Source organism: Pseudomonas sp. Z18(2022) (genome assembly GCF_036346535.1).
GTDB lineage: Bacteria > Pseudomonadota > Gammaproteobacteria > Pseudomonadales > Pseudomonadaceae > Aquipseudomonas > Aquipseudomonas yamanorum_A.
In genome coordinates this window covers 109056-131820 of record NZ_JAOTOA010000008.1, presented here as the reverse complement: position 1 = coordinate 131820, position 22765 = coordinate 109056, and the positions used below count along the sequence as shown (strand labels likewise).

The 22765-nt window shown below is 61.9% G+C and carries 22 protein-coding genes; 11 read left to right on the top strand and 11 right to left on the bottom strand.

Annotation, left to right across the window (positions count from 1 at the left end):
- The first annotated feature begins 18 nt into the window (after positions 1–18).
- Positions 19–1629, top strand: a complete 1611-nt coding sequence (locus V3W39_RS18145) for an argininosuccinate lyase (RefSeq protein ID WP_177041630.1) — start codon at positions 19–21, stop codon at positions 1627–1629.
- Positions 1630–1767: 138 nt separating this feature from the next.
- Here the strand turns inward: V3W39_RS18145 and V3W39_RS18140 are convergent, their stop codons facing one another.
- A complete protein-coding gene (locus V3W39_RS18140) occupies positions 1768–3000 on the bottom strand; it encodes a cation:dicarboxylate symporter family transporter (RefSeq protein ID WP_330213063.1) in 1233 nt (410 codons plus the stop codon).
- A gap of 118 nt (positions 3001–3118) precedes the next feature.
- On the opposite strand from V3W39_RS18140, the gene V3W39_RS18135 reads away from it, so the two are divergent.
- Positions 3119–4033 (top strand): LysR family transcriptional regulator, encoded by a 915-nt coding sequence (locus V3W39_RS18135; protein WP_177076540.1) that lies wholly within the window; start codon positions 3119–3121, stop codon positions 4031–4033.
- 6 nt (positions 4034–4039) lie between these two features.
- On the opposite strand, the gene V3W39_RS18130 is transcribed toward V3W39_RS18135, so the two are convergent.
- From V3W39_RS18130 to V3W39_RS18120, 3 genes are all read right to left on the bottom strand, one after another.
- Entirely contained in the window at positions 4040–4369 is a 330-nt protein-coding gene (locus V3W39_RS18130) for a DHCW motif cupin fold protein (protein WP_330213062.1), read from the bottom strand.
- A 300-nt stretch (positions 4370–4669) separates the two neighbouring features.
- Positions 4670–5137, bottom strand: coding sequence for a GNAT family N-acetyltransferase (locus tag V3W39_RS18125; RefSeq protein ID WP_330213061.1), 468 nt, complete (start codon positions 5135–5137; stop codon positions 4670–4672).
- A gap of 17 nt (positions 5138–5154) precedes the next feature.
- Entirely contained in the window at positions 5155–5589 is a 435-nt protein-coding gene (locus tag V3W39_RS18120; RefSeq protein ID WP_177076548.1) for a GNAT family N-acetyltransferase, read from the bottom strand.
- 146 nt (positions 5590–5735) lie between these two features.
- Between V3W39_RS18120 and V3W39_RS18115 the strand changes: the two genes are divergently transcribed.
- The 4 genes from V3W39_RS18115 to argE are packed head-to-tail and all read left to right on the top strand — an operon-like array spanning position 5736 to position 9332.
- Positions 5736–7067 (top strand): flavin-containing monooxygenase, encoded by a 1332-nt coding sequence (locus tag V3W39_RS18115; protein WP_442968410.1) that lies wholly within the window; start codon positions 5736–5738, stop codon positions 7065–7067.
- Positions 7068–7091: 24 nt separating this feature from the next.
- Positions 7092–7502, top strand: coding sequence for a RidA family protein (locus tag V3W39_RS18110; RefSeq protein WP_003207327.1), 411 nt, complete (start codon positions 7092–7094; stop codon positions 7500–7502).
- A gap of 10 nt (positions 7503–7512) precedes the next feature.
- Positions 7513–8190, top strand: a complete 678-nt coding sequence (locus tag V3W39_RS18105; RefSeq protein ID WP_177041617.1) for a DUF1028 domain-containing protein — start codon at positions 7513–7515, stop codon at positions 8188–8190.
- Complete coding sequence (gene argE / locus V3W39_RS18100) at positions 8187–9332, top strand: acetylornithine deacetylase (RefSeq protein WP_177121584.1); 1146 nt, start codon at positions 8187–8189, stop codon at positions 9330–9332. The genes V3W39_RS18105 and argE overlap by 4 nt, the downstream gene beginning before the upstream one ends.
- A 130-nt stretch (positions 9333–9462) precedes the next feature.
- Here argE and V3W39_RS18095 read toward each other — a convergent pair whose 3' ends face one another.
- The gene (locus V3W39_RS18095) at positions 9463–10374 is read right to left on the bottom strand and encodes a LysR substrate-binding domain-containing protein (RefSeq protein ID WP_330213059.1); all 912 of its coding nucleotides are present in this window, start codon (positions 10372–10374) and stop codon (positions 9463–9465) included.
- A 251-nt stretch (positions 10375–10625) separates the two neighbouring features.
- Between V3W39_RS18095 and V3W39_RS18090 the strand changes: the two genes are divergently transcribed.
- Positions 10626–12041 carry a purine-cytosine permease family protein gene (locus tag V3W39_RS18090; RefSeq protein ID WP_010171800.1) on the top strand — a complete coding sequence of 472 codons (1416 nt, stop codon included), beginning with the start codon at positions 10626–10628 and terminating at the stop codon, positions 12039–12041.
- Positions 12042–12407: 366 nt separating this feature from the next.
- Entirely contained in the window at positions 12408–12899 is a 492-nt protein-coding gene (locus V3W39_RS18085; protein WP_259197755.1) for a GNAT family N-acetyltransferase, read from the top strand.
- A 27-nt stretch (positions 12900–12926) separates the two neighbouring features.
- On the opposite strand, the gene V3W39_RS18080 is transcribed toward V3W39_RS18085, so the two are convergent.
- A complete protein-coding gene (locus V3W39_RS18080) occupies positions 12927–14366 on the bottom strand; it encodes an amidase (RefSeq protein ID WP_330213058.1) in 1440 nt (479 codons plus the stop codon).
- A gap of 101 nt (positions 14367–14467) precedes the next feature.
- Between V3W39_RS18080 and V3W39_RS18075 the strand changes: the two genes are divergently transcribed.
- Positions 14468–15034 carry a TetR/AcrR family transcriptional regulator gene (locus V3W39_RS18075; protein ID WP_330213057.1) on the top strand — a complete coding sequence of 189 codons (567 nt, stop codon included), beginning with the start codon at positions 14468–14470 and terminating at the stop codon, positions 15032–15034.
- 408 nt (positions 15035–15442) lie between these two features.
- Here the strand turns inward: V3W39_RS18075 and V3W39_RS18070 are convergent, their stop codons facing one another.
- Positions 15443–15646, bottom strand: coding sequence for an NmrA family NAD(P)-binding protein (locus tag V3W39_RS18070; RefSeq protein WP_330213056.1), 204 nt, complete (start codon positions 15644–15646; stop codon positions 15443–15445).
- 117 nt (positions 15647–15763) lie between these two features.
- On the opposite strand from V3W39_RS18070, the gene V3W39_RS18065 reads away from it, so the two are divergent.
- The gene (locus tag V3W39_RS18065) at positions 15764–16189 is read left to right on the top strand and encodes a GNAT family N-acetyltransferase (RefSeq protein ID WP_330213055.1); all 426 of its coding nucleotides are present in this window, start codon (positions 15764–15766) and stop codon (positions 16187–16189) included.
- 3 nt (positions 16190–16192) lie between these two features.
- Here V3W39_RS18065 and V3W39_RS18060 read toward each other — a convergent pair whose 3' ends face one another.
- The 3 genes from V3W39_RS18060 to dapF all read right to left on the bottom strand — a co-directional run bounded on the left by V3W39_RS18060 (position 16193) and on the right by dapF (position 18874).
- Positions 16193–16720 (bottom strand): GNAT family N-acetyltransferase, encoded by a 528-nt coding sequence (locus V3W39_RS18060; protein WP_330213054.1) that lies wholly within the window; start codon positions 16718–16720, stop codon positions 16193–16195.
- An 83-nt stretch (positions 16721–16803) separates the two neighbouring features.
- Complete coding sequence (locus V3W39_RS18055; RefSeq protein WP_330213099.1) at positions 16804–18033, bottom strand: TPM domain-containing protein; 1230 nt, start codon at positions 18031–18033, stop codon at positions 16804–16806.
- Positions 18034–18058: 25 nt separating this feature from the next.
- Positions 18059–18874: a diaminopimelate epimerase gene (gene dapF, locus V3W39_RS18050; protein ID WP_330213053.1), complete on the bottom strand. Its 816-nt coding sequence runs from the start codon at positions 18872–18874 to the stop codon at positions 18059–18061.
- A 130-nt stretch (positions 18875–19004) separates the two neighbouring features.
- Here dapF and V3W39_RS18045 point away from each other — a divergent pair, with 130 nt between their 5' ends.
- A complete protein-coding gene (locus tag V3W39_RS18045; RefSeq protein ID WP_330213052.1) occupies positions 19005–20063 on the top strand; it encodes an alginate lyase family protein in 1059 nt (352 codons plus the stop codon).
- 1104 nt (positions 20064–21167) lie between these two features.
- Here V3W39_RS18045 and V3W39_RS18040 read toward each other — a convergent pair.
- Positions 21168–22730: a L,D-transpeptidase family protein gene (locus V3W39_RS18040; protein WP_330213051.1), complete on the bottom strand. Its 1563-nt coding sequence runs from the start codon at positions 22728–22730 to the stop codon at positions 21168–21170.
- Between the last annotated feature and the right edge of the window lie 35 nt (positions 22731–22765).

Genomic DNA, 22765 nt, shown 5'->3' with positions numbered 1-22765 from the left:
TTTCCCGGAGCGTTGCACATGAATACCAGAAAAAGCCTGATCCACCTGGCCGTCGCCTTTGCCCTGTTCAGCAGTTACGGCGCCTATGCCGCCGACACCGGTGCGCTGCCCTGCAAGACCACCGAAGAGTGCGCGGCCCAAGCAGCCAAAGTCGGCGCCACGCCGGGTTCCTCGCAAACGGCCCACAAAGCCAAGGGCGACCCGACCCAAACCCAGTTCGCCTGGCTGAACCGCATCAACAAAGCCTCGATCGTGATGCTCACCGAAGAGGGCATCGTCAAGCCGGACATGGGCCACAAGATCGCCGGCGGTGTGCGCTTTGCCATCGACCAGGCCGACCAGCCCGACGGTAAGCGCCCGGAAGACGTGCTGCAGCTGGAAAAAATCATGACCGACAAGATCGGTCCCGAAGCGTCCCTGATCCACTCCGGCCGCAGCCGCCAGGACATGCTCGCCACCTACCGCCTGGCCAAACTGCGCTCGCAGGTACTGGCCTACAGCGACGCGCTGAACGCCACCCGCCAACGCATCCTGAACATCGCCGACAAGAACATCGACACCCTGGTGCCCGCCTACACCAACGGCGTGCAGGCCATGCCCATCAGCTATGCGCATTACCTGCTGGCGTTCGAAGCCGCGTTTGACCGCGACGGCCAGCGCATCCGCGAGCTCTACACACGCCTCAACCAGAGCCCGATGGGCACCGCGGTGCTGGCGAACTCCGCCTACCCGCTGAACCGCGAACGCCTGGCCGAGTTGCTGGGCTTTGACGGCGTGCGGGAAAACTCCCTGGATTCGAGCCAGGTATCGACCTACGACATCCCGATCGAGGCAGCCAACCTGGCGGCGTCTTCGGCGATCCGCATTGGCGCGATGATTGGCGATATCCATACCCAATACCATCAGATCCGCCCTTGGCTGCTGCTGGACGAAGAGTCCACCTACACCAGCAGTGCGATGCCGCAGAAGCGCAACCCGGGCTTGTTGATGCGCACCCGCGAATCGGCCTCGGATGTGGTGGGCCTGGCGCAAACCGTGACGTTGCGTGCGCATAACGTGACCACCGGCATGACCGACTACAAGTTCGCGTTTGATTCCCTGGGGCTGTTCCAGTCCACCGACGAGATGTTCAAAAGCATGGACGCCGTGCTGGATGCGCTGCAAATCAACCCGCAGCGTGCCCTGGATGAGCTGGAGTCGGAATGGACGACTTCGATGGAGTTGGCCGACACCCTGGAGCGCCAGTTCAAGGTGCCGTTCCGCATTGGCCACAGCTTCGCTTCGTTGATCGTCACCGAGGCGCGCAGCAACGGCACCACGCCGAAGACCTTCCCGTATGCGGACGCGCAGAAGCTGTACACCCAAGCGGCGGACAAATACAAATGGACGCCGAATACCTTGCCGCTGGATGAGGCGGGTTTCCGTGCGGCGCTGTCGCCGACGACGATGGTCAAGACCCGTAAAGGCACGGGTGGGCCGCAGCCGGAAGAGGTCAAGCGCATGTTGGTGGAGGCGCGCAAGAACCTCGACGCAGACCAGAGCTGGTTGAAGGAACGTCGTGAGAAATTGAAAGGTGCGGAAGGCAACCTGGACAAGGCATTCGACAAGTTGCTGAACGCCAAGGGCTGAAATGCGTTTTAAATGTGGGAGCCGGGCTTGCCCGCGATGGCGGTGTGTCAGACACCAGATTTATCGACTGACACACCGCCATCGCAGGCAAGCCAGCTCCCAAATTTACTCGGTGTCAGTCTGGAGATTGTGTTCGGCTCAGTGGCTCAGTTCCCGCTTCAACACCTCGCGATCAATCGACTTCTGCCACCCGCAAATCGCCAGGCACGCCACACAATTGCCCAGCACATTGGTCAACGACCGACACTTCATCAACCGCTCCACCCCCAACAACAATCCCACCCCTTCCAGCGGCACCAACTGCAGGATGTTCAAGGTGGCAATCAGGGTAAACAGCGCCGAGCCGGCGACACTGGTGGACCCGAGCGAGGTAAACAGGCAGATCACCAGCACCGCCAGCAACTCGGGCACGGCAATCTCCACCCCGGCCAGATGCGCCAGGAACATGATTGCGGTGGTCAGGTAAATATTGGTGCCGGTCAAGTTGAAGGTGTAGCCGGTGGTCAGCACCAGGCGCACTAATTGGCGATCACAGCCCAGCGCCTCAAGCTTGCTGACACAACCGGGAAGTGCGGCCACTGATGAGCCGGTAAATGTCACCAACAACAACTCTTCTTTCAAGTAAACAATTAGCCGAGTCAGTTTAACGCCGAGCAGGCGGGTAATCGTGGCGAACACTAGAATAACGAACACCGCGCAAGCCAGATAAATAACAACAATGAACTTCAAGAGCGGCAGCACCGAACTTAAACCGTACTTCCCCACCACAAATGCCATCGCCCCAAAGGCGGCCAGCGGTGCGAACTTCAAGATAAACCGCAGCAGCCAGAACAACCCGCCGACCGCGGCTTCCAGCCAGCCGAGGCAGCGGTTGCCGACCTCGCCGCCACGCCCCAGTACCAGCCCGCACAGCACCGCCACCAGCATCACCTGCAACACCAGGCTTTGGGTGAAAACCTTGTAAAGACTGGACCAAATCGAGGTCATCGACAGTTCGTGCAACAACGTTTCGGGCACAACGGGCGGTGTCAGGTGATCAAAATCCAGGTTGGCCACCGCCGTATGATCGAGGTTGAACAGCAACCCCGTCGCCATCCCCAGCAGCAACGCGGCAAGGGACATCAGCTGGAAATAGAAGACAATCCGCCCTACTACATGCCGATGATGGGGCTCGCGCTTGATCCCCGCCACACCGGTGGAGACCAGCACAAACAACAGAAACGGCATCAGCAGCCCGACCACTTTTATAAAGGCGTCACTGAGCAGTTTCATTTCTACTGCTACACCCGGATAAAGCAGCCCTAACACCATGCCAAGTGCAATGGCAATCAAAATAGGCAGGGTCGCATTATTGGAAAGTCGGGCTGGCATCAATGCTCCGTGGTCTTTTTATTTATTGTTATTGTCGTATCAGGCCACTTTCGGCATATTGGTCGCCAAGGCGCATTCAGGCCACAAATAATAAAGTCTTGTCACGGGATATACCACCATGGAACTTCGCCATTTACGTTATTTCATCATGGTGGCCGAAGAGCGACATTTCACCCGCGCCGCCGCTCGCTTGAACATGCAGCAACCGCCCCTCAGCCAACAGATTCGTGCCCTGGAACAAGAGCTCGGCTTCGACCTGTTCAAGCGCCACCCCAAGGGCGTCGACCTGACCGCCGGCGGCCTGGTGTTTCTCGATGAGGCGCGGATCATCCTCGCCCGTGTCGAACAAGGCTCCCTCAAAGCCTCTCGTGCCGCCCAGGGCATCGAAGGCACCCTGGTCATCGCCTTCACCAGCTCCGCCGCCGCCCATCCGCTGATCCCGCGCATCATCCGCGCCTACCGCGAGCAATACCCCGGCGTGGAACTCTCGATCAACGAAGGCAGCGCCCGGGAAGTCACCGAAGACACCATCGAAAAACGCATCGACATCGGCATCCTGCGCGCCCCGGTGGGTGACCACCAGAGCCTGACCTTCCACCGCCTGCTCAACGAAGAAATGCTGCTGACCCTGCCCGTCGGACACCCGCTGCTCAAGGGCGACACGCCCAGGATCACCATGGCCGACCTCAAGGACGAACGCTTCATCCTGGTCCGCCGCCCCGGCGCGCCGGGGATGTACGCCAACCTGATCAAGGCCTGCCAGAACGCCGGCTTCGAGCCGAAGATCGCATTTGAAGTGGAACGCATGCTGACCAACGTCAGCCTGGTGGCCGCCGGTGAAGGCATTTCCGTGGTGCCCGCGTCGATGCGCGATGTGCATCGCGAGAGCGTGGTGTACTGCCGGATCAGCGATGCGCGGCCAAGGTTGCTGGCACCGATCACCCTGGTGCGGCGCACGTTCAATCCGTCGGCGCCGTTGCAGAATTTCATTGGGTTGGCGCGGGAGTTGGCGGGGGTTTATCGCAAGGGTTGAACACCCTCAATCAACCACAAACAACTTCGCCCCCTGGGTGGTCGATGACCGATGCCCTTCCATGTCATTGCCCACCTGGTAACTCATCCCGGCAGTCAGCGTGAATTGCCGGCCATCCTCCAGTTCGGTGTGCAACTCGCCTTCCAGGCACAGCAGGATATGCCCCCGCCAACACCAGTGATCGGCCAGGTAGCCGGGGCTGTATTCGACCATGCGCACGCGGGTTGAACCGAACTGGCAGGTGCGCCAATACGCACTGCCGGTTTCGCCGGGGTGCAGCACCGGCTCGATGGTTGACCAGTCGGTGGTGCCAAAGGGGATTGCGGTCAGGTCCATAAGGGTCTCGGCTGCGAATACGTGTGGGCAGACCGTACCGATCAAGTGCGCGGGACGATAGAGACAGATCCGCTGCATTTGCGGGATACAGGGCAGCGACTATTGGCTGCTCACAACCCGTAAGACACCACATAACCTGTGGCGAGGGAGCTTGCTCCCGCTGGGCTGCGCAGCAGCCCCAAGAAAGTCAGCGCGTTCTTTCAGTCAGATTGCATCAGGCCTATTGGGGCCGCTTCGCAGCCCAGCGGGAGCAAGCTCCCTCGCCACAGGAAGCTCCCTCGCCGTCGTTTTTTTGGGATGTCAGCACAGGTATTTGCGCATAGGAATACAGGCCAGCTGCAACCCCGACGGCGAATGGTAGATCGCCTGCTCAGTCCCCACATACCCAAACCGCCGATAAAAATCCGCCGCATTCAACGTCGCGTCGAGGATCACTTCCTCTATCTCCAATTCCCGCGCCAACGCCTCCAGGTACGCCAACATCTGCTGGCCAAACCCACGCCCGATAGATCCGGGCAGCACAAACAACGCGCCGATTTCGTGGTTCGTCAGATCCAGCATGCCGGTGGCCACCGGCTCACCATCGACACATCCCAGGTAAAAATGCTTGGCCATCAGCGTGTCATAACCATCCTCGGCGCAGCCCCGGGTCCACAGCATCATTTGCTCCGACGTGTAGGCGCCAATGCATTGGCCACGTATCGCCAACAGGCGAATATCAAAAGCAGCCTGTGCGTCGTCCAGCGTGGCGCGTCTTATCTCGAGCATGGGTCCCTCCATGGACGTCAGGCGTTCTCGTCACCCGGTCGGGTAAACGAATAGCGATCAATATCGGTTCTCAACTGCCAGCCCTGGCCCTGCCAATAGCGGGCAGCGCTGTCGTTGGTCTTGAACACATCCAGGTGGCATTTGCGGATGCCCAACTGCGCAAGGCTGTTCAGGCAGAGCTCCACCAGGGCATTCGCAATGCCCTGGCGCCGGTAATCGGGCAGCACCAGCAAGTGTTGCAAATAGCCGCGCCGGCCATCGTGCCCGCACATCACGCACGCCACCAGCCGCCCTTCCACCTCGGCCACGAAACTCATGCCGGGATTGCGCTCCAGGTAACGTTCGGTGGCCTCGCGCGAATCGGCGTCGCGCAGGGAGATGCCGGGGGTGTTTTGCATCAGGTCGGTGACGGCATCGTAGTCGTCGAGGGTCATGGTGCGGATGTTATGCATGGGTTTGAACCAGGATGTGTGTGGGTCTGAGGGGCAGACTACCAGCACCGCCGGCCATCCTGCACCGCTCTGCATCAGTTATTTATGCTCACTTCCCAGCTTAATAATATTTTATTAAAAACCGCCCTCCCCCTAGCCTTGAAGCCATGCCCAAGCTGAATCCAACTGCATTACGCAAGGACAGACACATGACTCAAGCAATAACAAAAACAGACACGCTGGTGGTGGGAGCAGGTCAAGCTGGCGTCGCCATGAGCGAGCACCTGAGCAAGCAAGGCGTGCCGCACCTGGTGCTGGAGCGCAGCCGTATCGCCGAGCGCTGGCGCACCGGGCGCTGGGATTCGCTGGTCGCCAACGGCCCGGCCTGGCATGACCGTTTTCCGGGCCTGGCCTTCGATAACGTCGCCCCCGATGGCTTTGCGCCGAAAGAGCGGGTGGCGGATTACTTCGAAGCCTATGCACGAAAGTTCAATGCGCCGATTCGCACCGGCGTGGAGGTGACTTCCGTGGTGCGCAATGTCGGTCGCCCAGGCTTTACCATCCACACCAGCGAAGGCGTGATCGAAGCCAACCGCGTGGTGGCGGCAACCGGGCCGTTCCAGAAGCCGGTGATTCCGGCGATTGCACCTAAAGAAACCGCGCTGCACCAGATCCACTCCGCCGACTACCGTAACCCTGCGCAACTGCCGGCCGGCGCCGTGCTGGTGGTGGGTGCCGGTTCCTCCGGGGTACAGATTGCCGATGAGCTGCAACGCTCCGGTCGCCAGGTGTACCTGTCGGTAGGCGCCCACGACCGCCCACCGCGTGCCTATCGCAACCGCGATTTCTGCTGGTGGCTGGGCGTGCTGGGTGAATGGGACCAGGCCGCAATGAAACCCGGCCGCGAGCACGTGACCATTGCGGTGAGCGGCGCCCACGGCGGCAAGACCATCGACTTCCGTGAGCTGGCCCAGCAAGGCATGACCCTGGTCGGCCTGACCCAATCCTTCAACGGCAGCGTTGCGAGCTTCCAACCCAACCTGGTGGAAAACCTGGCCCGCGGCGACGAGAACTACCTGGCCCTGCTGGATGCGGCGGATGCCTATATCGAGCGCAACGGCCTGGACTTGCCGGTAGAGCCCGAAGCGCGCCGCGTGTTTCCCGATGCAGAGTGCATCAAGCACCCGATCCTTGAACTGGACCTGGCCAAGGCCGGCATCACGTCAATCATCTGGGCCACCGGGTTTGCCGTGGATTACAGCTGGCTGAAAGTCGATGCGTTTGACGCCGCCGGCAAGCCGCAGCACCAGCGCGGCGTGGCCAGCGAGTCGGGCATCTACTTCCTCGGTTTGCCATGGCAGTCGCGCCGGGGCTCGTCGTTTATCTGGGGCGTGTGGCATGACGCCAAGTACGTGGCCGACCATATCGCCATCCAGCGCCAATACCTTGAGTACCGCGAACCCGCACCGGTTGTTCACACCTCGCCTGTCAGCGCCTGATCACTTATTTTCGGAGTTTTTTTGATGCCTACTCATACACGTATCCGCATGTTCAACACCAAGGAAACCTACCCTAACCAGAGCCTGGACAACGACCTATGCCAGGCCGTACGTGCCGGCAACACGGTGTATGTACGTGGCCAGGTGGGCACCGATTTCGACGGCAACCTGATCGGCCTTGGCGACCCGCGCGCGCAAGCCGAACAGGCGATGAAAAACGTCAAGCAATTGCTGGAAGAAGCCGGCAGCGACCTGAGCCACATCGTCAAGACCACCACCTACCTGATCGACCCGCGCTACCGCGAGCCGGTGTACCAGGAAGTCGGCAAGTGGCTCAAGGGCGTGTTCCCGATCTCCACCGGGCTGGTGGTGTCGGCACTGGGCCAGCCACAATGGCTGATGGAAATCGATGTGATCGCCGTCATCCCCGAATAAGGAGCCGCACATGACCTTTTCAATCGTCGCCCGTTGCGCGGACACCGGCCAGATGGGCATTGCCATCAGTTCATCGAGCATTGCCGTGGGCGCCCGTTGCCCCTGGCTGCGGCCCGGCGTGGGTGCGGTCTCGACCCAGAACATCACCCTGCCGGCCCTCGGCCCGGAGGTGCTCGACCTGCTGGAACAAGGCCTCGCACCGGCCGACGCCGTGGACAAGGCCCTGACCCGCAATGGCTACAGCCAATACCGACAACTGACGGCGATTGATCACCTGGGGCGCACCGTGCATTTCAGCGGCAGTGAAACCCTCGGCACCCATAACGCCGTGTCGGGTGAACAGTGCGTGGCCGCCGGCAACATGCTCGCTGACCGCGCGGTGATCGAGGCGATGGTCAACGCCTTTGAACAAGGCGAAGGCCAATTGGCAGACCGACTGCTGGCGGCGATGCATGCGGCCATCGCCGCCGGGGGCGAAGCCGGGCCGGTGCATTCCGCCGCGTTGGTGGTAGTGGGCGAGCTGACCTGGCCGATCATCAACCTGCGGGTGGACTGGGCCGATGAGCAGCCGATCGCCGAGCTGCAAAAGCTTTGGGACGCCTACCGCCCACAGGTGCAGGACTACATCGACCGCGCCCTCGCCCCGGACCGTTCGCCGGGCTACGGCGTGGCCGGAGACGACCGATGAGCACCAGCCGCGAATTGCTGCAGACGCTGGTGGGGTTTGATACCACCAGCCGCGAATCCAACCTGATGTTGATCGAGTTTGTGCGCGACTACCTGGCGGGTTTCGGTGTCGCCAGCGAACTGATCTACAACGATGAGCGCAGCAAGGCCAATCTGTTCGCCACCATCGGCCCGGCGCAGGTGCCCGGGATTGTGCTGTCGGGGCACACCGATGTGGTGCCGGTGGACGGCCAGCCGTGGACACTGCCGGCGTTTGCGCTCACCGAGCGCGACGGCAAGCTGTATGGCCGGGGCACGGCGGACATGAAGGGCTATATCGCCTGCGTACTCGCACTGGTGCCGGCGCTGGTCGAAGCCGACTTGCGCATGCCGGTGCATATCGCCCTGTCCTACGACGAAGAAGTCGGCTGCCTTGGGGTGCGTTCGTTGCTCAAGGTGCTGGAGCAATGGCCGGTGAAACCGTTGCTGTGCATTATCGGCGAGCCCACCGAGTTGAAGCCGGTGCTGGGCCACAAGGGCAAGCTGGCGATGCGCTGTGATGTGCATGGCGAGGCGTGCCACTCGGCGTACGCGCCTCAGGGTGTGAACGCGATCGAATATGCGGCGCAGTTGATCGGTGAGCTGGGACGGATTGGCCAGCGTCTCAGGGCGCATCAGGACGAGCGCTTTGACCCGCCGTTCAGCACCGTGCAAACCGGGGTGATTTCCGGGGGCAAGGCGTTGAATATCGTCCCGGCGGACTGCCGCTTCGACTTTGAAGTGCGCGCCTTGCCCTCGATGGACCCGGGTGAAGTGGCTGAGGAACTGCAAGCCTACGCGATGCAACAGGTGTTGCCGCGGATGCAGGCGGTGAGCCGGCAGAGTTCGATTCGTTTCAGTGAATTGTCGGCGTATCCGGGGTTGGCCACTGACCAGCGTAGCCAGGCGGCGGAGTTGATTGCCGCATTTTCGGGCTCACGGGAATTTGGCACCGTGGCGTTCGGGACTGAGGGTGGGTTGTTTGATGCGGCGGGGATTCCGACCGTGGTGTGCGGGCCTGGGAGCATGGATCAGGGGCATAAGCCGGATGAGTTTGTGAGCATGGAGCAACTGAACGGCTGCGACGATATGCTGCAGCGGATGTTGCTCTCGATCCGTACCTGATTCCCCAAACAACTCAAATCAACTGTGGGAGCCGGGCTTGCCCGCGATGGCGGTGTATCAGCCAGCAAATTTGCAAACTGATGCACCGCCATCGCGGGCAAGCCCGGCTCCCACATTTTTGGTTCTGTATCTACCCCAACAACTGCGCCAGTTCTTCCCGGCAATACTCCACAAACAACTGCACCGGTTTGGTTAACGGCGCCCGCCTTAACCACACCGCCGACAACCCCGACCCCGTCACCGTCTCCGCCAGCGGCACGCACGCCAGCTTCTGCCCGTCATAGGTGTATTCGGAAAACGGCTTGGTCACCAGAATCGAAAACCCGAACCCGCGCCCCACCATCCCGCGCACCATCTCGATCGACGGCGAGCTGAACACAATATTCGGCGTCAGCCCGCGCTCTTCAAAGATGCTCACGAAGTACGTCCGGCTCGGCAGCACGTCCAGCAAAATCATCGGCTCCAGCACCAGATCTGTCAGCGACACCTTGGCCTGCTGCGCAAAGCGGTGATCCGCCGGCAACAACGCATACGGCTGCTGCGGCGGCATCAACGGCGTGGTCTCGATGCCACTGCCCAGGTCATGCTCAAACAGCATCGCCACATCAATACTGCCGGCCGTCAGCGCCTGCACCAGCTCCTGCTGCTCACCGTCCCGCAAGCGGATTTCCACCCCTGGCCAGCGCTGCTTGAAGCCGGCAATCAAACGCGGCAAATACAGCGGCGCCACCGTCTCGAAGCACCCGATATCGATCTGCCCCGCCACCACGTCGTTGTCTGCCAGGGCGTTCTGCTCGAATTCATGGGCTACCCGCAGCAACTCCAGGGCCTTGCGATAAAAGCGTGCACCACTGGGCGTCAGCGACACGCCTTGGGCGTGATGGCGGATAAACAGCTGCACGCCAAAGCTGTCTTCCAACTGCTTGATGGCCGTCGACACCGACGGTTGCGCGATATAGAGCTTGCGCGAGGCCTCCGCCACGCTGCCGCACTCGGCGGTGGTTACAAAATATTTGAGCTGGCGCAGATTATAGGCAGCCATCGGGACCTCCAGAAACGTGGGATTTCGCCCCAAACAAGTGCGTGGAAATCGGCTTTTTCACACTGATTCAAGTACATGCAACATACCGGAGCAAAAACCACCGCGAGATATTATTTTTAAGGTCTATAGCAACAAACTTACTAATTTACCTCCCTGTGACCATTGCACATGATCACTCCAACAACAAAGGCGACGCACACGCGCCGCCCAGCGAAGTACGTCAACGTACTCACCTTGCCTTGGAGCTCGTCATGGTTACCACTGCAACATCCTCCGCCCCGCTTATCGAAAAACACACGATTGGATACGTGCCCCCGGAAGATCGCCACGGAAAGGTAAGAGACCTGTTCACCCTGTGGTTCGGCGGCAACATCGCGCCGTTGCCCATCGTCACCGGCGCCCTGGCCGTGCAACTGTTCGGCCTGAACCTGGTGTGGGGGATCATCGCGATCCTCGTCGGGCATCTTGTCGGCGGCGTGCTGATGGCGCTGCACTCGGCCCAGGGCCCGCAAATGGGCATCCCGCAAATGATCCAGAGCCGCGCCCAGTTCGGCTCCCTTGGTGCGCTGCTGGTGGTGGTGATCGCCGGCGTGATGTACATCGGCTTCTTCGCCTCCAACATCGTGCTGGCGGGCAAATCCCTGCACGGCGTGGTGGACGTGATCCCGGTGCCGGTGGGCATCGTCATCGGCGCCATCGGCTCGGGCATCATCGGCATCATCGGCTACCGCTTCATCCACGTGCTCAACCGCATCGGCACCTGGGTGCTGGGCGCGGGCATCGTGCTGGGCTTCGGCTACATCTTTACCCATGTGCAGACCGCTGACTTCCTGACGCGCGGCAACTTCAACATCTCCGGCTGGTTGGCGACCGTGTCGTTGGCTGCCCTGTGGCAGATCGCGTTTGCACCGTATGTGTCGGACTACTCGCGCTACCTGCCGGCAGATGTGCCGGTGGCGTCGACCTTCTGGACGACCTATTTGGGCACCGTACTGGGCTCCAGCCTGTCGTTCATCTTTGGTGCGGTTGCGGTATTGGCCACGCCAGTGGGCATGGACACCATGGACGCGGTCAAGCTGGCGACCGGCTCCATTGGCCCGCTGATGCTGTTGCTGTTCCTGCTGAGCGTGATCAGCCACAACGCACTCAACCTGTACGGCGCGGTGCTGTCGTTGATCACCTTGGTACAGACCTTTGCTTACCGCTGGATCCCGACCGCCAAGGCGCGTGCGGTGATCTCGGTGCTGGTGTTGGCGGCCTGCTCGATTGCGGCGGTGTTTGCGTCCAAAGACTTTATCGGGCACTTCGTGGACATGGTGCTGGTGCTGCTGGTGGTACTGGTGCCGTGGACGGCGATCAACCTGATCGACTTCTATGCGATCCATAAGGGCAAGTACGACATCGGTTCGATCTTTCGGGTGGATGGCGGGATCTACGGGCGCTACAACCCACAGGCGCTGTTGGCGTATGCGGTGGGGATTGTGGTGCAGATTCCGTTTATGAATACGCCGCTGTATGTCGGGCCGATTTCGGCACACATCAATGGGGCGGATTTGTCCTGGTTGGTGGGGTTGGTGGTGACGTCGCCGCTGTATTTCTGGTTGGCGAGTCGGGACAGTGCGTATAAGCGTCGGTTGGAGGGGGGGAAGTTGGTGGGTGGGGTTTGAGTAAAGCCTGGCCCGGTTATGAGAAAACCCGCCTTGGCGGGTTTTCTGGTTTTTGTATCCGCACGAAAACAGGCCTGCCGTAGCAGTTGTCGAGCGCCAGCGAGGCTACGTGGGGCGCACCACCACTATCGAGCCGGACGACGGACCAAGTTGGGGCCGACGCAGCCTCGCCGGGGCTCGACAGCTGCTACGAAGTGGGTGAGTAGCGGGTATTGGTGTTGTTAATGCGGCCGCCATCGCGGCCTCGCTGAAGCTCGACGGCTCCCACAGGGGATCGGCGGGGTTGGTGGGGTTTGTGTTCGGCGGTGCTGTCGGGGTGTTCTTTCTTTATCATGGGGGCTGTCGTTCAATTTCCCTGGTAACCCAATGCCCGCCTTCACCTTCCGTAACGCCAACCCCGCAGACGCCAACCGTTGCTACGAGATCGAAATCTCGGCCTACGAAGGCGACGAAGCCGCCACCCTGGAAAAGATCGCCACGCGCATCGCGCTGTACCCGCAAGGTTTTCTGATCCTGGAGGCGGATGGCGTTGTGGTGGGTTTCATCAACTGCGGTTGCGCCGACAAAGTGGTGATGTCGGATGAGGCCTTCAAGGAGTTGGTGGGGCATTCAGCCGACGCGCCGAATGGGGTGATCATGTCGGTGGTGGTGGACCCCGCCCAGCAAGGCAAGGGCTACTCCACGCGTTTGATGACGGAGTTCGTGCAGCGCATGCAGGCGATGGGCAAGAAGACCCTTCACCTGATGTGCAAGGACCAGCATGTGGCGTTGTACACGCGCATGGGCTATCGCTATGTGCAGCCGTCAGCATCTGACCATGGCGGTATGGCGTGGCATGAGATGGTGATGGATATCTAGCCATCACACTCACCCAGTTGCCTTGGGTCATCGGTTTGCCCCGGCCCACACATCCGGGCGACGTGCCGCCCAGGGCATCGCCAGCTCCAGTTGCGTCGCCAGACCAAGCAACATTCCCTCCTGCCCAAACGCGCCCATGAACTGCAGGCCGATCGGCAACCCGCTCGGTGAATCGTGAGCCAGCGGCACCGACATCGCGGGCGCGCCGATGACGTTGGCCAGCGCGGTAAACGGCGAATGCGCAAACACACGATTCATCCACCCTCGCCCGTCCAGTTGCGCCTGGCCCTGGTTGTAGTCGCCGATCAGCGGTGCCAGCCCGGGCAACGTAGGGGACAGCAGCACGTCATAACGCTGGAACAGGCTGCCCATATGGCGTGCGACGATGTTGCGCTCCCACAGGGCGCCCAACAGGTCTGTCGCTTGCAATGACTTGCCCAGGCGATACAGCGCCAGTGTCGCCGGTTCCAGGTATTGGGCGCTGATCGAGCGGCCTGTCGCGCCGGCAATCGCCTCTATCCAGGCCGCCGTGTTCGATGACCAGAAGCGCGCATTGAGTTCGACAAACGCCTCCCAGCTCACGCCAATATCCGGCTGGACTTCCTCAACCTGATGACCCAGTGCTTCCAGCTGTTTGGCGCTATTGAGCAGCGCCTGTTCCACTGCCGGATGCAGCGCTTGCCCGTTTAAAGGCAGACGCTGGAGCGCAATGCGCAACGAGCCGGGCTCCCGCTGGGCAAGGGCCGAAAAGCTGCCTTCGGGCGGTGCAATATGGAACGGATCTCCGGGTGCTGCGCGATGGATCGCGTCGAGCATGGCGGCGCTGTCGCGTACCGAACGGGTCAATACACCGTGCACCGCCAAACCACTCCAGACCTCGTCGACCTCCGGCCCCATCGGCACGCGACCACGGCTGGGCTTGAGGCCGAACAGGCCGCACATCGACGCGGGCGCGCGGATTGAGCCGCCGCCATCTGTCGCGTGAGCCACCGGCACCAGCCCCGCCGCCACCGCCGCTGCCGAGCCACCGCTGGAGCCACCGGCACTGCGCTGTACGTCCCACGGGTTGCGAGTGGGGCCCGACACGCGGCTTTCGGTGGTGGTGCTGGCGGCGAACTCGGGTGTGGTGGTGCGGCCCAGCGGCATAAGGCCGGCGCGGCGCAAACGGGTCATCAGCTCTGAGTCGGCATCGGCGGTGCAGCCCTGTGCGAGCGCGCTGCCCAGTTCATTGCGGCGTCCCGCGGCGCTGATGCCAAGGTCTTTGAGCAGCAGCGGCACCCCATGGAATGGGCCTTGGGCCGCCACCGGCTCGTCGTCCCAGGTTTCCACCAGGGCGTTGATTCGCGGGTTGATGGCTGCAATGGCTTGCAAGGCCACCGCGCGCACCTCGTCGACACTGACAGCGTGGGTGTGGATCAGGCGTGCCAGGCCGGTAGCGTCCTGATCGGCGTATTCAGACAGGTACATGAAACTCTCCAAACGGGTATGATGAATACTCTTCGGTATCGAACGATACCGTTAAGTATCATGCGATACTCATGGGTATCACTGTCAAGTGGAGAATGTGCATGCGTGCGCAACGGACACCTCAATTGCCGCCGCGCGAACGGATTGTCGATGCGGCGCAGACGCTGTTTGTCGAACAGGGCATCACCCGTGTCAGCGTGGATGCCATTGCTGCCCTGGCCGCATCGACCAAGATGACCGTGTATCGGCATTTCGAGAATAAAGATGCGCTGGTGCTGGAATGGCTGGAGCGGCTGACGGAAAGCTACAGCGACGTGCTGGACGACTTCGCGCAGCAATATCCCGAGTGCCCCAGGGAACAGCTGTTGGGATTTACCGGTTTTATCGTCGAAGACCTGGAGCGCGCGGGTTATCGCGGTTGCCCATTTACCAATACCTTGGCCGAGATTCCCGAGGTGGATCACCCGGCGCGGGCGTTGATCCAGGCGCATAAAAAACGTCAGTTTGAGCGCGTGAAGCTGCTGTGCACGCAGCTCAAGGCGATCAAGCCCGAGGAGCTGGCCCAAGAGCTGACGTTTTTGATGGAAGGTGCCCAGGTGGTTGCGCAAAACAAAGGCGTGGATCAGGTAGGTGAACGGCTGATGCGGATGGTGCGGGAACGGCTTTGAGCCTTTGCCCAGCGCTCACTTTTTCAAAAGGATTTCAAGGATGTTCATCGGACGACTCGCCAAGCTGACAGGAAAAGATCGCGCAGTAGCAGTGGCGAGGGAGCTTGCTCCCGCTGAGTCGCGTAGCGGCCCCAAAACCTGGCGGCGGTTTACATCTGGAGAACCGCGGTGTCGTGATTGGGGCCGCTTCGCAGCCCAGCGGGAGCAAGCTCCCTCGCCACAGCAAGCTCCCCATCACAGCAAGCTCCCTCACCACAGGTTATTCGCTAGCGGGCGCCTCGCGTTTGATCCGCTCGACGTTGCAGGTAAGCAAACGCCGACCGCAATGCTGCCTCAGCCGGCCGAGGGTTGAAGCCCAACTCGGCTTTTGCCTTGAGGATGCTGTACTCCTGGCGAATACCCCAAAACCTACGAATCTGGCTCAGCAGCAACTGCGCCGGCCTTCCCGTCCATTGCGCCCAGCGTTCCTGAAACCAGGCAACCGCCACCGGCGAACGGTGCGCGATTGTTTGTGTCGCGCACGCCGGCGCGCACGGTGTGGCCTTGTTCGAGCAGCGCCCTGACCAGATTTTTTCCAAGGTGCCCATTCGCTCCAGTCACCAGGCATAACATGCCGATTCTCCTTTTCACGGGAAGAAAACCCTCCTCCTTCGCTGAGGAAAAAGCATAAAGTCTGCCCCCCGGGACAGAGTCAATCGGGTATGTCCAAGTGATAGGAAACAGAGCCTAATGACACCGCATCTGATTGAAGTAGGTGACCAGCCGAACGCCGAGGCCGAGCGCATCCTCGGCAGCGGCCTTGCCGCCTTCAACGAACACATCACCGGCTCCAATGATCGGCGCCCGCTGACGGTGTTGATCAAGGATCCCGACACCGGTGAAATGCTGGGCGGCATCACCGGCAAAACCAGTCTAGGGATGGCGTTCCTCGACCTGTTTCATCTGCCCGACGCACTGCGTGGCTCAGGCCTGGGTACAACGCTGCTGAAGGCGTTCGAAGACGAAGCCCGTCAACGAGGCTGCCGCTCGGCGGTGCTGTACACCATCAGTTTCCAGGCCCCGGAGTTTTACGAGAAGAATGGTTGGGTGCGATTTGGTGAAATCCCCTGCAACCCGCAAGGCAGCAGCCGTGTGTTCCTGAGCAAGACCCTCTGACGGCTAAACCCCAAGCTTTTTGCCAAACAGGCGATTTTCATGGGTTTCATTCTGAAACGTGTAAGTCGGCGCACCCAACAGCTCATAGCCACGGCGCGGATAAAACCCCAGCGCCCGCTCGTTGCCAATCCACACCGTCGCCCACAATAACGACGCACCGCCCTCCCCGGCGCGCTGCTCTGCCGCTTGCAGCAAACGGTAGCCGAGGCCCAGGCCGGTAAACCGTTCCTGGATGTAGAGCCGTTGCAACTCGGCCGCGTTCGGCGCGGAGATCAGCGCATGGCCGGCATCCATCGCCACCTGGGCAAACCCCACCAGATGCGCGTTCGATTCAGCGACGAGAATGGCCGTGCCCGGCTGGGCAATCAGCGTGGAGATCGCCTGGGGCGAAAACGCCTGCAACGCCTCGGCGGCGATGGCGTCGCGAATACCTTCGGTGGCGTAGGTGTCGAGAAACACCTGCATGCCCAGCACGCCAATACATAGGGCGTCTTCAGCCAGTGCCTCGCGGATAAGGATGTCGGGGAGCATTCGATAGGCGCTCTTGAATTCAGAAAGGGCAACGTTTTAACACAACTGCACATCTGCGCAATTGCCTAACCTTCGAGGGAGTCTTACCAACTCCCCGACGCCCCACCACCGCCGCTGGAACCGCCACCACCCGATGAGCTGCTGCTGGAACTCGAACTGGAACTCGAACCAGAGGAACTCGAGCCGCCCGACCCCGATCCCGACCCGTCGCTGATCCCGTGGGCAAAGATGAACAGCGCCGCGAACGACGCGAATGGAAACGCGAGCAGCCATCCCGTGGTGCCGTTGTCGATCAACGCCCCCGCGACCCCATACACCACCAGCACTGCCACCAGCCGCGCAAGAAATCCACCCTGGCTCTCTTGCCACATGCCCTTCATCACCAGGAACAGGCCGAAGTACAGGCCCAGGATCAGCAACCCGGACATGGGATACGCCAGCCAGTGGATCAGGGAAAGGTCGCGCACCAAGAAGTGGTCCGCCAACAGCACTCCGGCGATATAACTCAACAGCCCCAGCACGGCATAAAACGCTGCCCTCGCCTGCCACAACGCGCCGAACGTGGCGCCGCCAATCAACATGCACAGTGGCAGCAACAGCAAATACACCGGCCAGTTTTTTCCGCCCGCTACCGCCACCAGCACCACGGTGACAACCACCACCGCCAGCAGCGCACGGCGCCAAGGGAGTTTTTCAGCCCCCATCAACACCCCCACAACCCCGCCAAACATGAACGCCAGGAGCACGGCGTAAGCTTCAGGGGGAAACCCGGCGCCGGCGACGTCGGGCAAGTCGCCGCCATCCACAAGCACCGTCAGGTCGTCCACCGCCTGCTGCACGCCGCCCGCATAGTCGCCCTGGCGAAACGCCGGGGTGATGTGTTCTTCAATGATGCGGTGGGCCACCAGGTCGGTGACCACACCCTCCAGGCCGTAGCCGACTTCGATGCGCACCTTGCGGTCGTCCTTGGCCACCAGCAGCAGGATGCCGTCGTTGACGTCCTTGCGCCCCAGCTTCCAGGCCCGGAACAGTTGATTGGCGAACTCCTCGATGCTCGCGCCGCCGGTGCTTGGCAGCAGCATCACCGCCACTTGCGCGCCCTTGCGTTGCTCCAGGCCGGCGAGTTGCGTGGTGATGCGCGACTTGCTGGCGGAGTCGAGAGTGTTGGTCAGGTCGATCACGCGCTGGTCCAGGGGGACCTTGACCAGGTCGGGCGGCGCAGTGTCTTCAGCATATGCCGATGAGAGGCATAACCATCCCAGCAGGACGATCAGCAGCGCGCCCAGCGATTGTCGTCTTGGAAACTTCAGCATGTCCTGATAACCACCCTGTTTGTCATCACGCCTGGAAAAAATGATCGGCAATCGTGCCATGAAGAATCGTTTGCACGGCGCCGGTCAGCACCACACCACCAATGCCGTCCCAGTGCACCGTCACCGTACCGCCGTCGCATTGCACATCGACCGCGTCATCCAGCAGCCCGCGACGAATCCCGTTGACCACCGCACCACAGCAGCACGAACCCGAGCCTTGGGGGATGCCGCCGCCACGTTCCCAGATGCGCAGGCGGATGTGGCCGCGGTCGAGTACCTGCACAAAATGCACGTTGGTCTTGCTGGGGAACAGCGGATGGGTTTCCAGCGCCGGGCCGATGGCTGCGATGTCGATGGCCGCCAGATTCTCGACGAAGAACGTGCAGTGCGGGTTGCCCATGCTGCACGCCGCCGGGTTGCCTTCCAGGGGCAAGCGTTCGGTGTCGACGGCCTGCGCCAGCGGAATGGCTGCCCAGCCCAATGACGGCGGCCCCATGTCCACCGAAACCCGCTGGCCCGATGCGCGCACGCAGGTCAGCAGGCCACGGTTGGTGCGCAGCAGCACAGAGGCGGTGCCGGCTTCGCGCATCAACATGTCCGCCACCCCGCGAGTGGCGCTGCCGCAGGTGTCGAGCGGGGTGCCATTGGGGTTCCAGAATTTGACGCGGGCGGCGGCATCCTCGCAATCGAGCACCACGGCCAGCTGATTGAAGCCGATGCCACGATGGCGGTCACCCAGGCGGCGGGCGATTGGCGCGGTGATCGGGTCAGCCTGGCCGCGCCGGTCGATCACGATGAAGTCATCGCCGTGGGCGTGCATCTTCACGAACTGCAAGGTCATGGGGCGTCCTGTTCTCGACCGGGCAAGGCCGGCCAGGATAGAGGGCCGGCGGGTATTTCATCAAATACTCATCACGGCCATGGTAGCGTGGTTGCGCCCCGATCCGGTCAACCCATTCCTGAGAAACCGCATGCTACAACGCCCGTTGAAAACCGTGGTTCTGACCGCGCTGCTCGCCTCGGTCGCCCAAGCCGCCCTTGCCGCGCCCCAAATGCTGAGCGCCTGCCAGCCCGCTACGTCGAACCCGACTTCCAAGTCGCTGCTGGCCGCCGCCCAACGCCACCTCGGCGACCAGCCCGGCGCCCTGCCCCATCTGCACACCGAGGGCACGCTGCCCAATCATGGCATCCGCGAACAAAGCATCGCCGCCGAAAAAGATTGGCCCGTGATGCGCCAGGCCGCCCTCGCCTGGCGCCTGAGCCGCGACACGCGCTACCTCAAGCAAGTGGACGACTACCTCAGCGCCTGGGCCAGCACTTATCAGCCGGATTTCAACCCGATCGACGAAACCAACCTCGATATGTTGATCAGTGCCTATGCCCTCACCGCCAATGACCTGCGCCCCCAGACCCGCGACGCCACCCGTGCGCTGCTGACCAACCTGGGCAATGGCTACATCGAGCGCGTCAAGCAGTTCCATGGTGAGAAGAAAGCCACCAACACCAATAACTGGCAAAGCCATCGCGTGAAACTGGTCACGGTGGCCGCCGCCGCGCTGGGCGACCGCGAGATGCTGGAGCAGGCCTTCCAACTGTTCCGGCAACAGATCAACGACAACGTGCTGCCCGACGGCTCGGTGACCGACTTCCAGGACCGCGACGCCCTGCACTACGTAGTCTACGACCTGGAGCCGCTGGTTCAGGCGGCGTTGGCGGCCAAGCCCTACGGCATTGGCGGCAACTGGCTGGACGTCACCGCGCCCCACGGCGGCTCGCTGAGCGAAGCACTGGACTGGCTCGCCCCGTACGCCAAAGGCCAGCGCAGCCACGAAGAATTCGTGAACACCCACGTGCAGTTCGACAGGGACCGCGCCCGCGTCGGCGAGCCGGGTTACAGCGGCGAGTGGAACCCGAAAAGCAGCAACACGCTGTACTGGCTGGCGGCGCAGCTGGACGCGCGGTATTTGCCGGTGGCCGAACAGCTCGCGCCCAAACCTTCGGACTGGATCAGTGCTTGCTATTTGAAGTGAGTGAGCTTCAGGGCTCTCTGAATGCATTCCGTGTGAGGTGCAATGCCTCCTCTGTGGGAGCCGGGCTTGCCCGCGATGCTGGCGACTCAGTCTCCCGGGCACACCGCGGTGATCCCATCGCAGCCTCGCCAGGGCTCGACAGCTCCCACATTAGAGGTGTGTCGCGCCCAAATTTGGAATGCATTCCGTGTGAGGTGCAATGCCACATCTGTGGGAGCCGGGCTTGCCCGCGATGCTGGCGACTCAGTCTCCCGGGCACACCGCGGTGATCCCATCGCAGCCTCGCCAGGGCTCGACAGCTCCCACATTAGAGGTGTGTCGCTCCCAAATTTGGAATGCATTCCGTGTGAGGTGCAATGCCACCTCTGTGGGAGCCGGGCTTGCCCGCGATGCTGGCGACTCAGTCTCCCTGGCACACCGCGGTGATCCCATCGCAGCCTGGCCAAGGCTCGACAGCTCCCACATTAGAGGTGTGTCGCGCCCAAATTTGGAATGCATTCCGTGTGAGGTGCAATGCCACCTCTGTGGGAGCCGGGCTTGCCCGCGATGCTGGCGACTCGGTCTCCCTGGCACACCGCGGTGATCCCATCGCAGCCTCGCCAGGGCTCGACAGCTCCCACATTAGAGGTGTGTCGCGCCCAAATTTGGAATGCATTCCGTGTGAGGTGCAATGCCACCTCTGTGGGAGCCGGGCTTGCCCGCGATGCTGGCGACTCGGTCTCCCTGGCACACCGCGGTGATCCCATCGCAGCCTGGCCAAGGCTCGACAGCTCCCACATTAGAGGTGTGTCGCTCCCAAATTTGGAATGCATTCCGTGTGAGGTGCAATGCCACATCTGTGGGAGCCGGGCTTGCCCGCGATGCTGGCGACTCGGTCTCCCTGGCACACCGCGGTGATCCCATCGCAGCCTCGCCAAGGCTCGACAGCTCCCACATTAGAGGTGTGTCGCTCCCAAATTTGGAATGCATTCCGTGTGAGGTGCAATGCCTACTCTGTGGGAGCCGGGCTTGCCCGCGATGCTGGCGACTCGGTCTCCCTGGCACACCGCAGTGATCCCATCGCAGCCTCGCCAAGGCTCGACAGCTCCTACAGGGAATGCGCAGTTAAAGCGTACTTTCCATCGCCTTCATCAGCACCGGATCCCGCCCGTAGATATCCGGTGCGTACAACAACGCGCCCTTGCCATCGACCTGCACCGTCCAATATGCCAAGAACACCGGTACCGGCGTCGCTAGTCTGAATTCATGGGTGGTTTCCGTCGCCAGCAGTTCTTCGGTGCGGATCTTCTCCGCCGGGCTTACCAGCAAATCCCGCAGCAGCAGCGGCTGCTCAACCCTTACACACCCCGAACTGAAGGCTCGCGGGCCCTTGGAGAACAGCGGCTGGCTCGGGGTGTCGTGCAGGTACACAGAAAACGGATTGGGAAAGCGCAGCACGATCCGGCCCAGCGGGTTGCGCGGGCCGGCGCCCTGGCGCAGCAGGATGTTGCCGGGCCGCGACCAGTCGACCTGTTCGGGCATCAGCAGGTTGCCCTGGCTGTCGAGCACTTGCAGGTTCTGTTGACGCAGGTATTCGGGGTTCAGGCGGATGGCCGGCAGCTTGTCCTCGCGCATGATGGTGGGCGGGATGGTCCAGGTGGGGTTGAGGGTCAGCCGGGTAATGCGCGATTTGAGCAGCGGCGTCTGGCGGTCGGCGCGGCCGACTTGCAGGCGGGTTTGCCACACGGGCACGCCGCCCTGGTAGAAGCTCAGCTGCGCCGCCGCAACGTTCACCAGCACGCCTTCGGGCTCCAGGTCCCGGGACAGCCAGCGAAACCGCTCAAGGTTGATGCGCAGTTGTTCGCGGCGAATCGCCGGGCTGATGTTCAGCTCGGTGACGGTGCCGGGGCCGATCACGCCGTCGGCTTGCAGGGAATGGCTTTGCTGGAAGGTCTTGACCGCGTTCACCAGCTCGCCACGGTATTGCGTGCCGGACGATGTACCGGTGAGGTAGCCGCCATTGACCATTCGCCGCGCCAGTTGCGGCACCCGCGCATCGTCCATGCCCGGGCGCAACAGTGGGCCGCTGGCTACCGCCTCCCAATGCTGCAACGGTTGCTGGCGCAAGGCGGCATAGGCGCTGCGCAGGCTAAGGTACAGCGGCGCGCTCGGGCGGGCCTGGTCGAAAGCTTGGGCGACGTTCTGCATACCGGCTTCGGCCATCGCCAGTAATTGGGTGTCGGGGTCCGGGGCCGGTTGCGAATGCCAGACGGGCTCGAAGCGCGACTGCTGCAAGCGGCCAAAATGCAGATCCTGCAGCGCTTGCAGGTATTGCCGGCTGGTGCCGATGTCGCTGCACAGCACGTTGGCCGTGGCATCCACCGCAGGCAGTCTATAGTGACCCGGGTCCAGGCCGTCATCGGCCAGCATCAGCAGTTGGGCCTGCAACGCGGCGCGCCGATCCCCCTCGGACCAGAGCACCCCGTCGCCCTGCTGCTGATAAAAAGCCTGCAAGCGTGCCAGGGAAGGCGCATCGACTTGCCCGCCCAGATCGGGACAAACGGTGGGCAATTGCGAGAGCGCCAATTGCACCGGGGCCGGCGACACCACCAACAGGTCTTCGGCTGTCGCGACCAGCGGTGCAACGAGCAGGCAAATGCTCAAGTAACATGCGTGTTTTTTGAACAATCGCTTAGCTCCCATCCACGGCGGAGATGCTCTAT

What these genes read in the sequence shown, in the direction of transcription:
- V3W39_RS18080 (WP_330213058.1), bottom strand. Translation starts at nt 14,366, where the DNA reads ATGTACCTGTCTGAATACGCCGATCAGGACGCTACCGGCCTGGCACGC.
- V3W39_RS18085 (WP_259197755.1), top strand. Translation starts at nt 12,408, where the DNA reads ATGCCCGCCTTCACCTTCCGTAACGCCAACCCCGCAGACGCCAACCGT.
- V3W39_RS18055 (WP_330213099.1), bottom strand. Translation starts at nt 18,033, where the DNA reads ATGCTGAAGTTTCCAAGACGACAATCGCTGGGCGCGCTGCTGATCGTC.
- dapF (WP_330213053.1), bottom strand. Translation starts at nt 18,874, where the DNA reads ATGACCTTGCAGTTCGTGAAGATGCACGCCCACGGCGATGACTTCATC.
- V3W39_RS18060 (WP_330213054.1), bottom strand. Translation starts at nt 16,720, where the DNA reads ATGCTCCCCGACATCCTTATCCGCGAGGCACTGGCTGAAGACGCCCTA.
- V3W39_RS18125 (WP_330213061.1), bottom strand. Translation starts at nt 5,137, where the DNA reads ATGCTCGAGATAAGACGCGCCACGCTGGACGACGCACAGGCTGCTTTT.
- V3W39_RS18070 (WP_330213056.1), bottom strand. Translation starts at nt 15,646, where the DNA reads ATGTTATGCCTGGTGACTGGAGCGAATGGGCACCTTGGAAAAAATCTG.
- V3W39_RS18130 (WP_330213062.1), bottom strand. Translation starts at nt 4,369, where the DNA reads ATGGACCTGACCGCAATCCCCTTTGGCACCACCGACTGGTCAACCATC.
- V3W39_RS18145 (WP_177041630.1), top strand. Translation starts at nt 19, where the DNA reads ATGAATACCAGAAAAAGCCTGATCCACCTGGCCGTCGCCTTTGCCCTG.
- V3W39_RS18095 (WP_330213059.1), bottom strand. Translation starts at nt 10,374, where the DNA reads ATGGCTGCCTATAATCTGCGCCAGCTCAAATATTTTGTAACCACCGCC.
- V3W39_RS18105 (WP_177041617.1), top strand. Translation starts at nt 7,513, where the DNA reads ATGACCTTTTCAATCGTCGCCCGTTGCGCGGACACCGGCCAGATGGGC.
- V3W39_RS18075 (WP_330213057.1), top strand. Translation starts at nt 14,468, where the DNA reads ATGCGTGCGCAACGGACACCTCAATTGCCGCCGCGCGAACGGATTGTC.
- V3W39_RS18135 (WP_177076540.1), top strand. Translation starts at nt 3,119, where the DNA reads ATGGAACTTCGCCATTTACGTTATTTCATCATGGTGGCCGAAGAGCGA.
- V3W39_RS18110 (WP_003207327.1), top strand. Translation starts at nt 7,092, where the DNA reads ATGCCTACTCATACACGTATCCGCATGTTCAACACCAAGGAAACCTAC.
- V3W39_RS18065 (WP_330213055.1), top strand. Translation starts at nt 15,764, where the DNA reads ATGACACCGCATCTGATTGAAGTAGGTGACCAGCCGAACGCCGAGGCC.
- V3W39_RS18090 (WP_010171800.1), top strand. Translation starts at nt 10,626, where the DNA reads ATGGTTACCACTGCAACATCCTCCGCCCCGCTTATCGAAAAACACACG.
- argE (WP_177121584.1), top strand. Translation starts at nt 8,187, where the DNA reads ATGAGCACCAGCCGCGAATTGCTGCAGACGCTGGTGGGGTTTGATACC.
- V3W39_RS18115 (WP_442968410.1), top strand. Translation starts at nt 5,736, where the DNA reads ATGCCCAAGCTGAATCCAACTGCATTACGCAAGGACAGACACATGACT.
- V3W39_RS18140 (WP_330213063.1), bottom strand. Translation starts at nt 3,000, where the DNA reads ATGCCAGCCCGACTTTCCAATAATGCGACCCTGCCTATTTTGATTGCC.
- V3W39_RS18120 (WP_177076548.1), bottom strand. Translation starts at nt 5,589, where the DNA reads ATGCATAACATCCGCACCATGACCCTCGACGACTACGATGCCGTCACC.
- V3W39_RS18045 (WP_330213052.1), top strand. Translation starts at nt 19,005, where the DNA reads ATGCTACAACGCCCGTTGAAAACCGTGGTTCTGACCGCGCTGCTCGCC.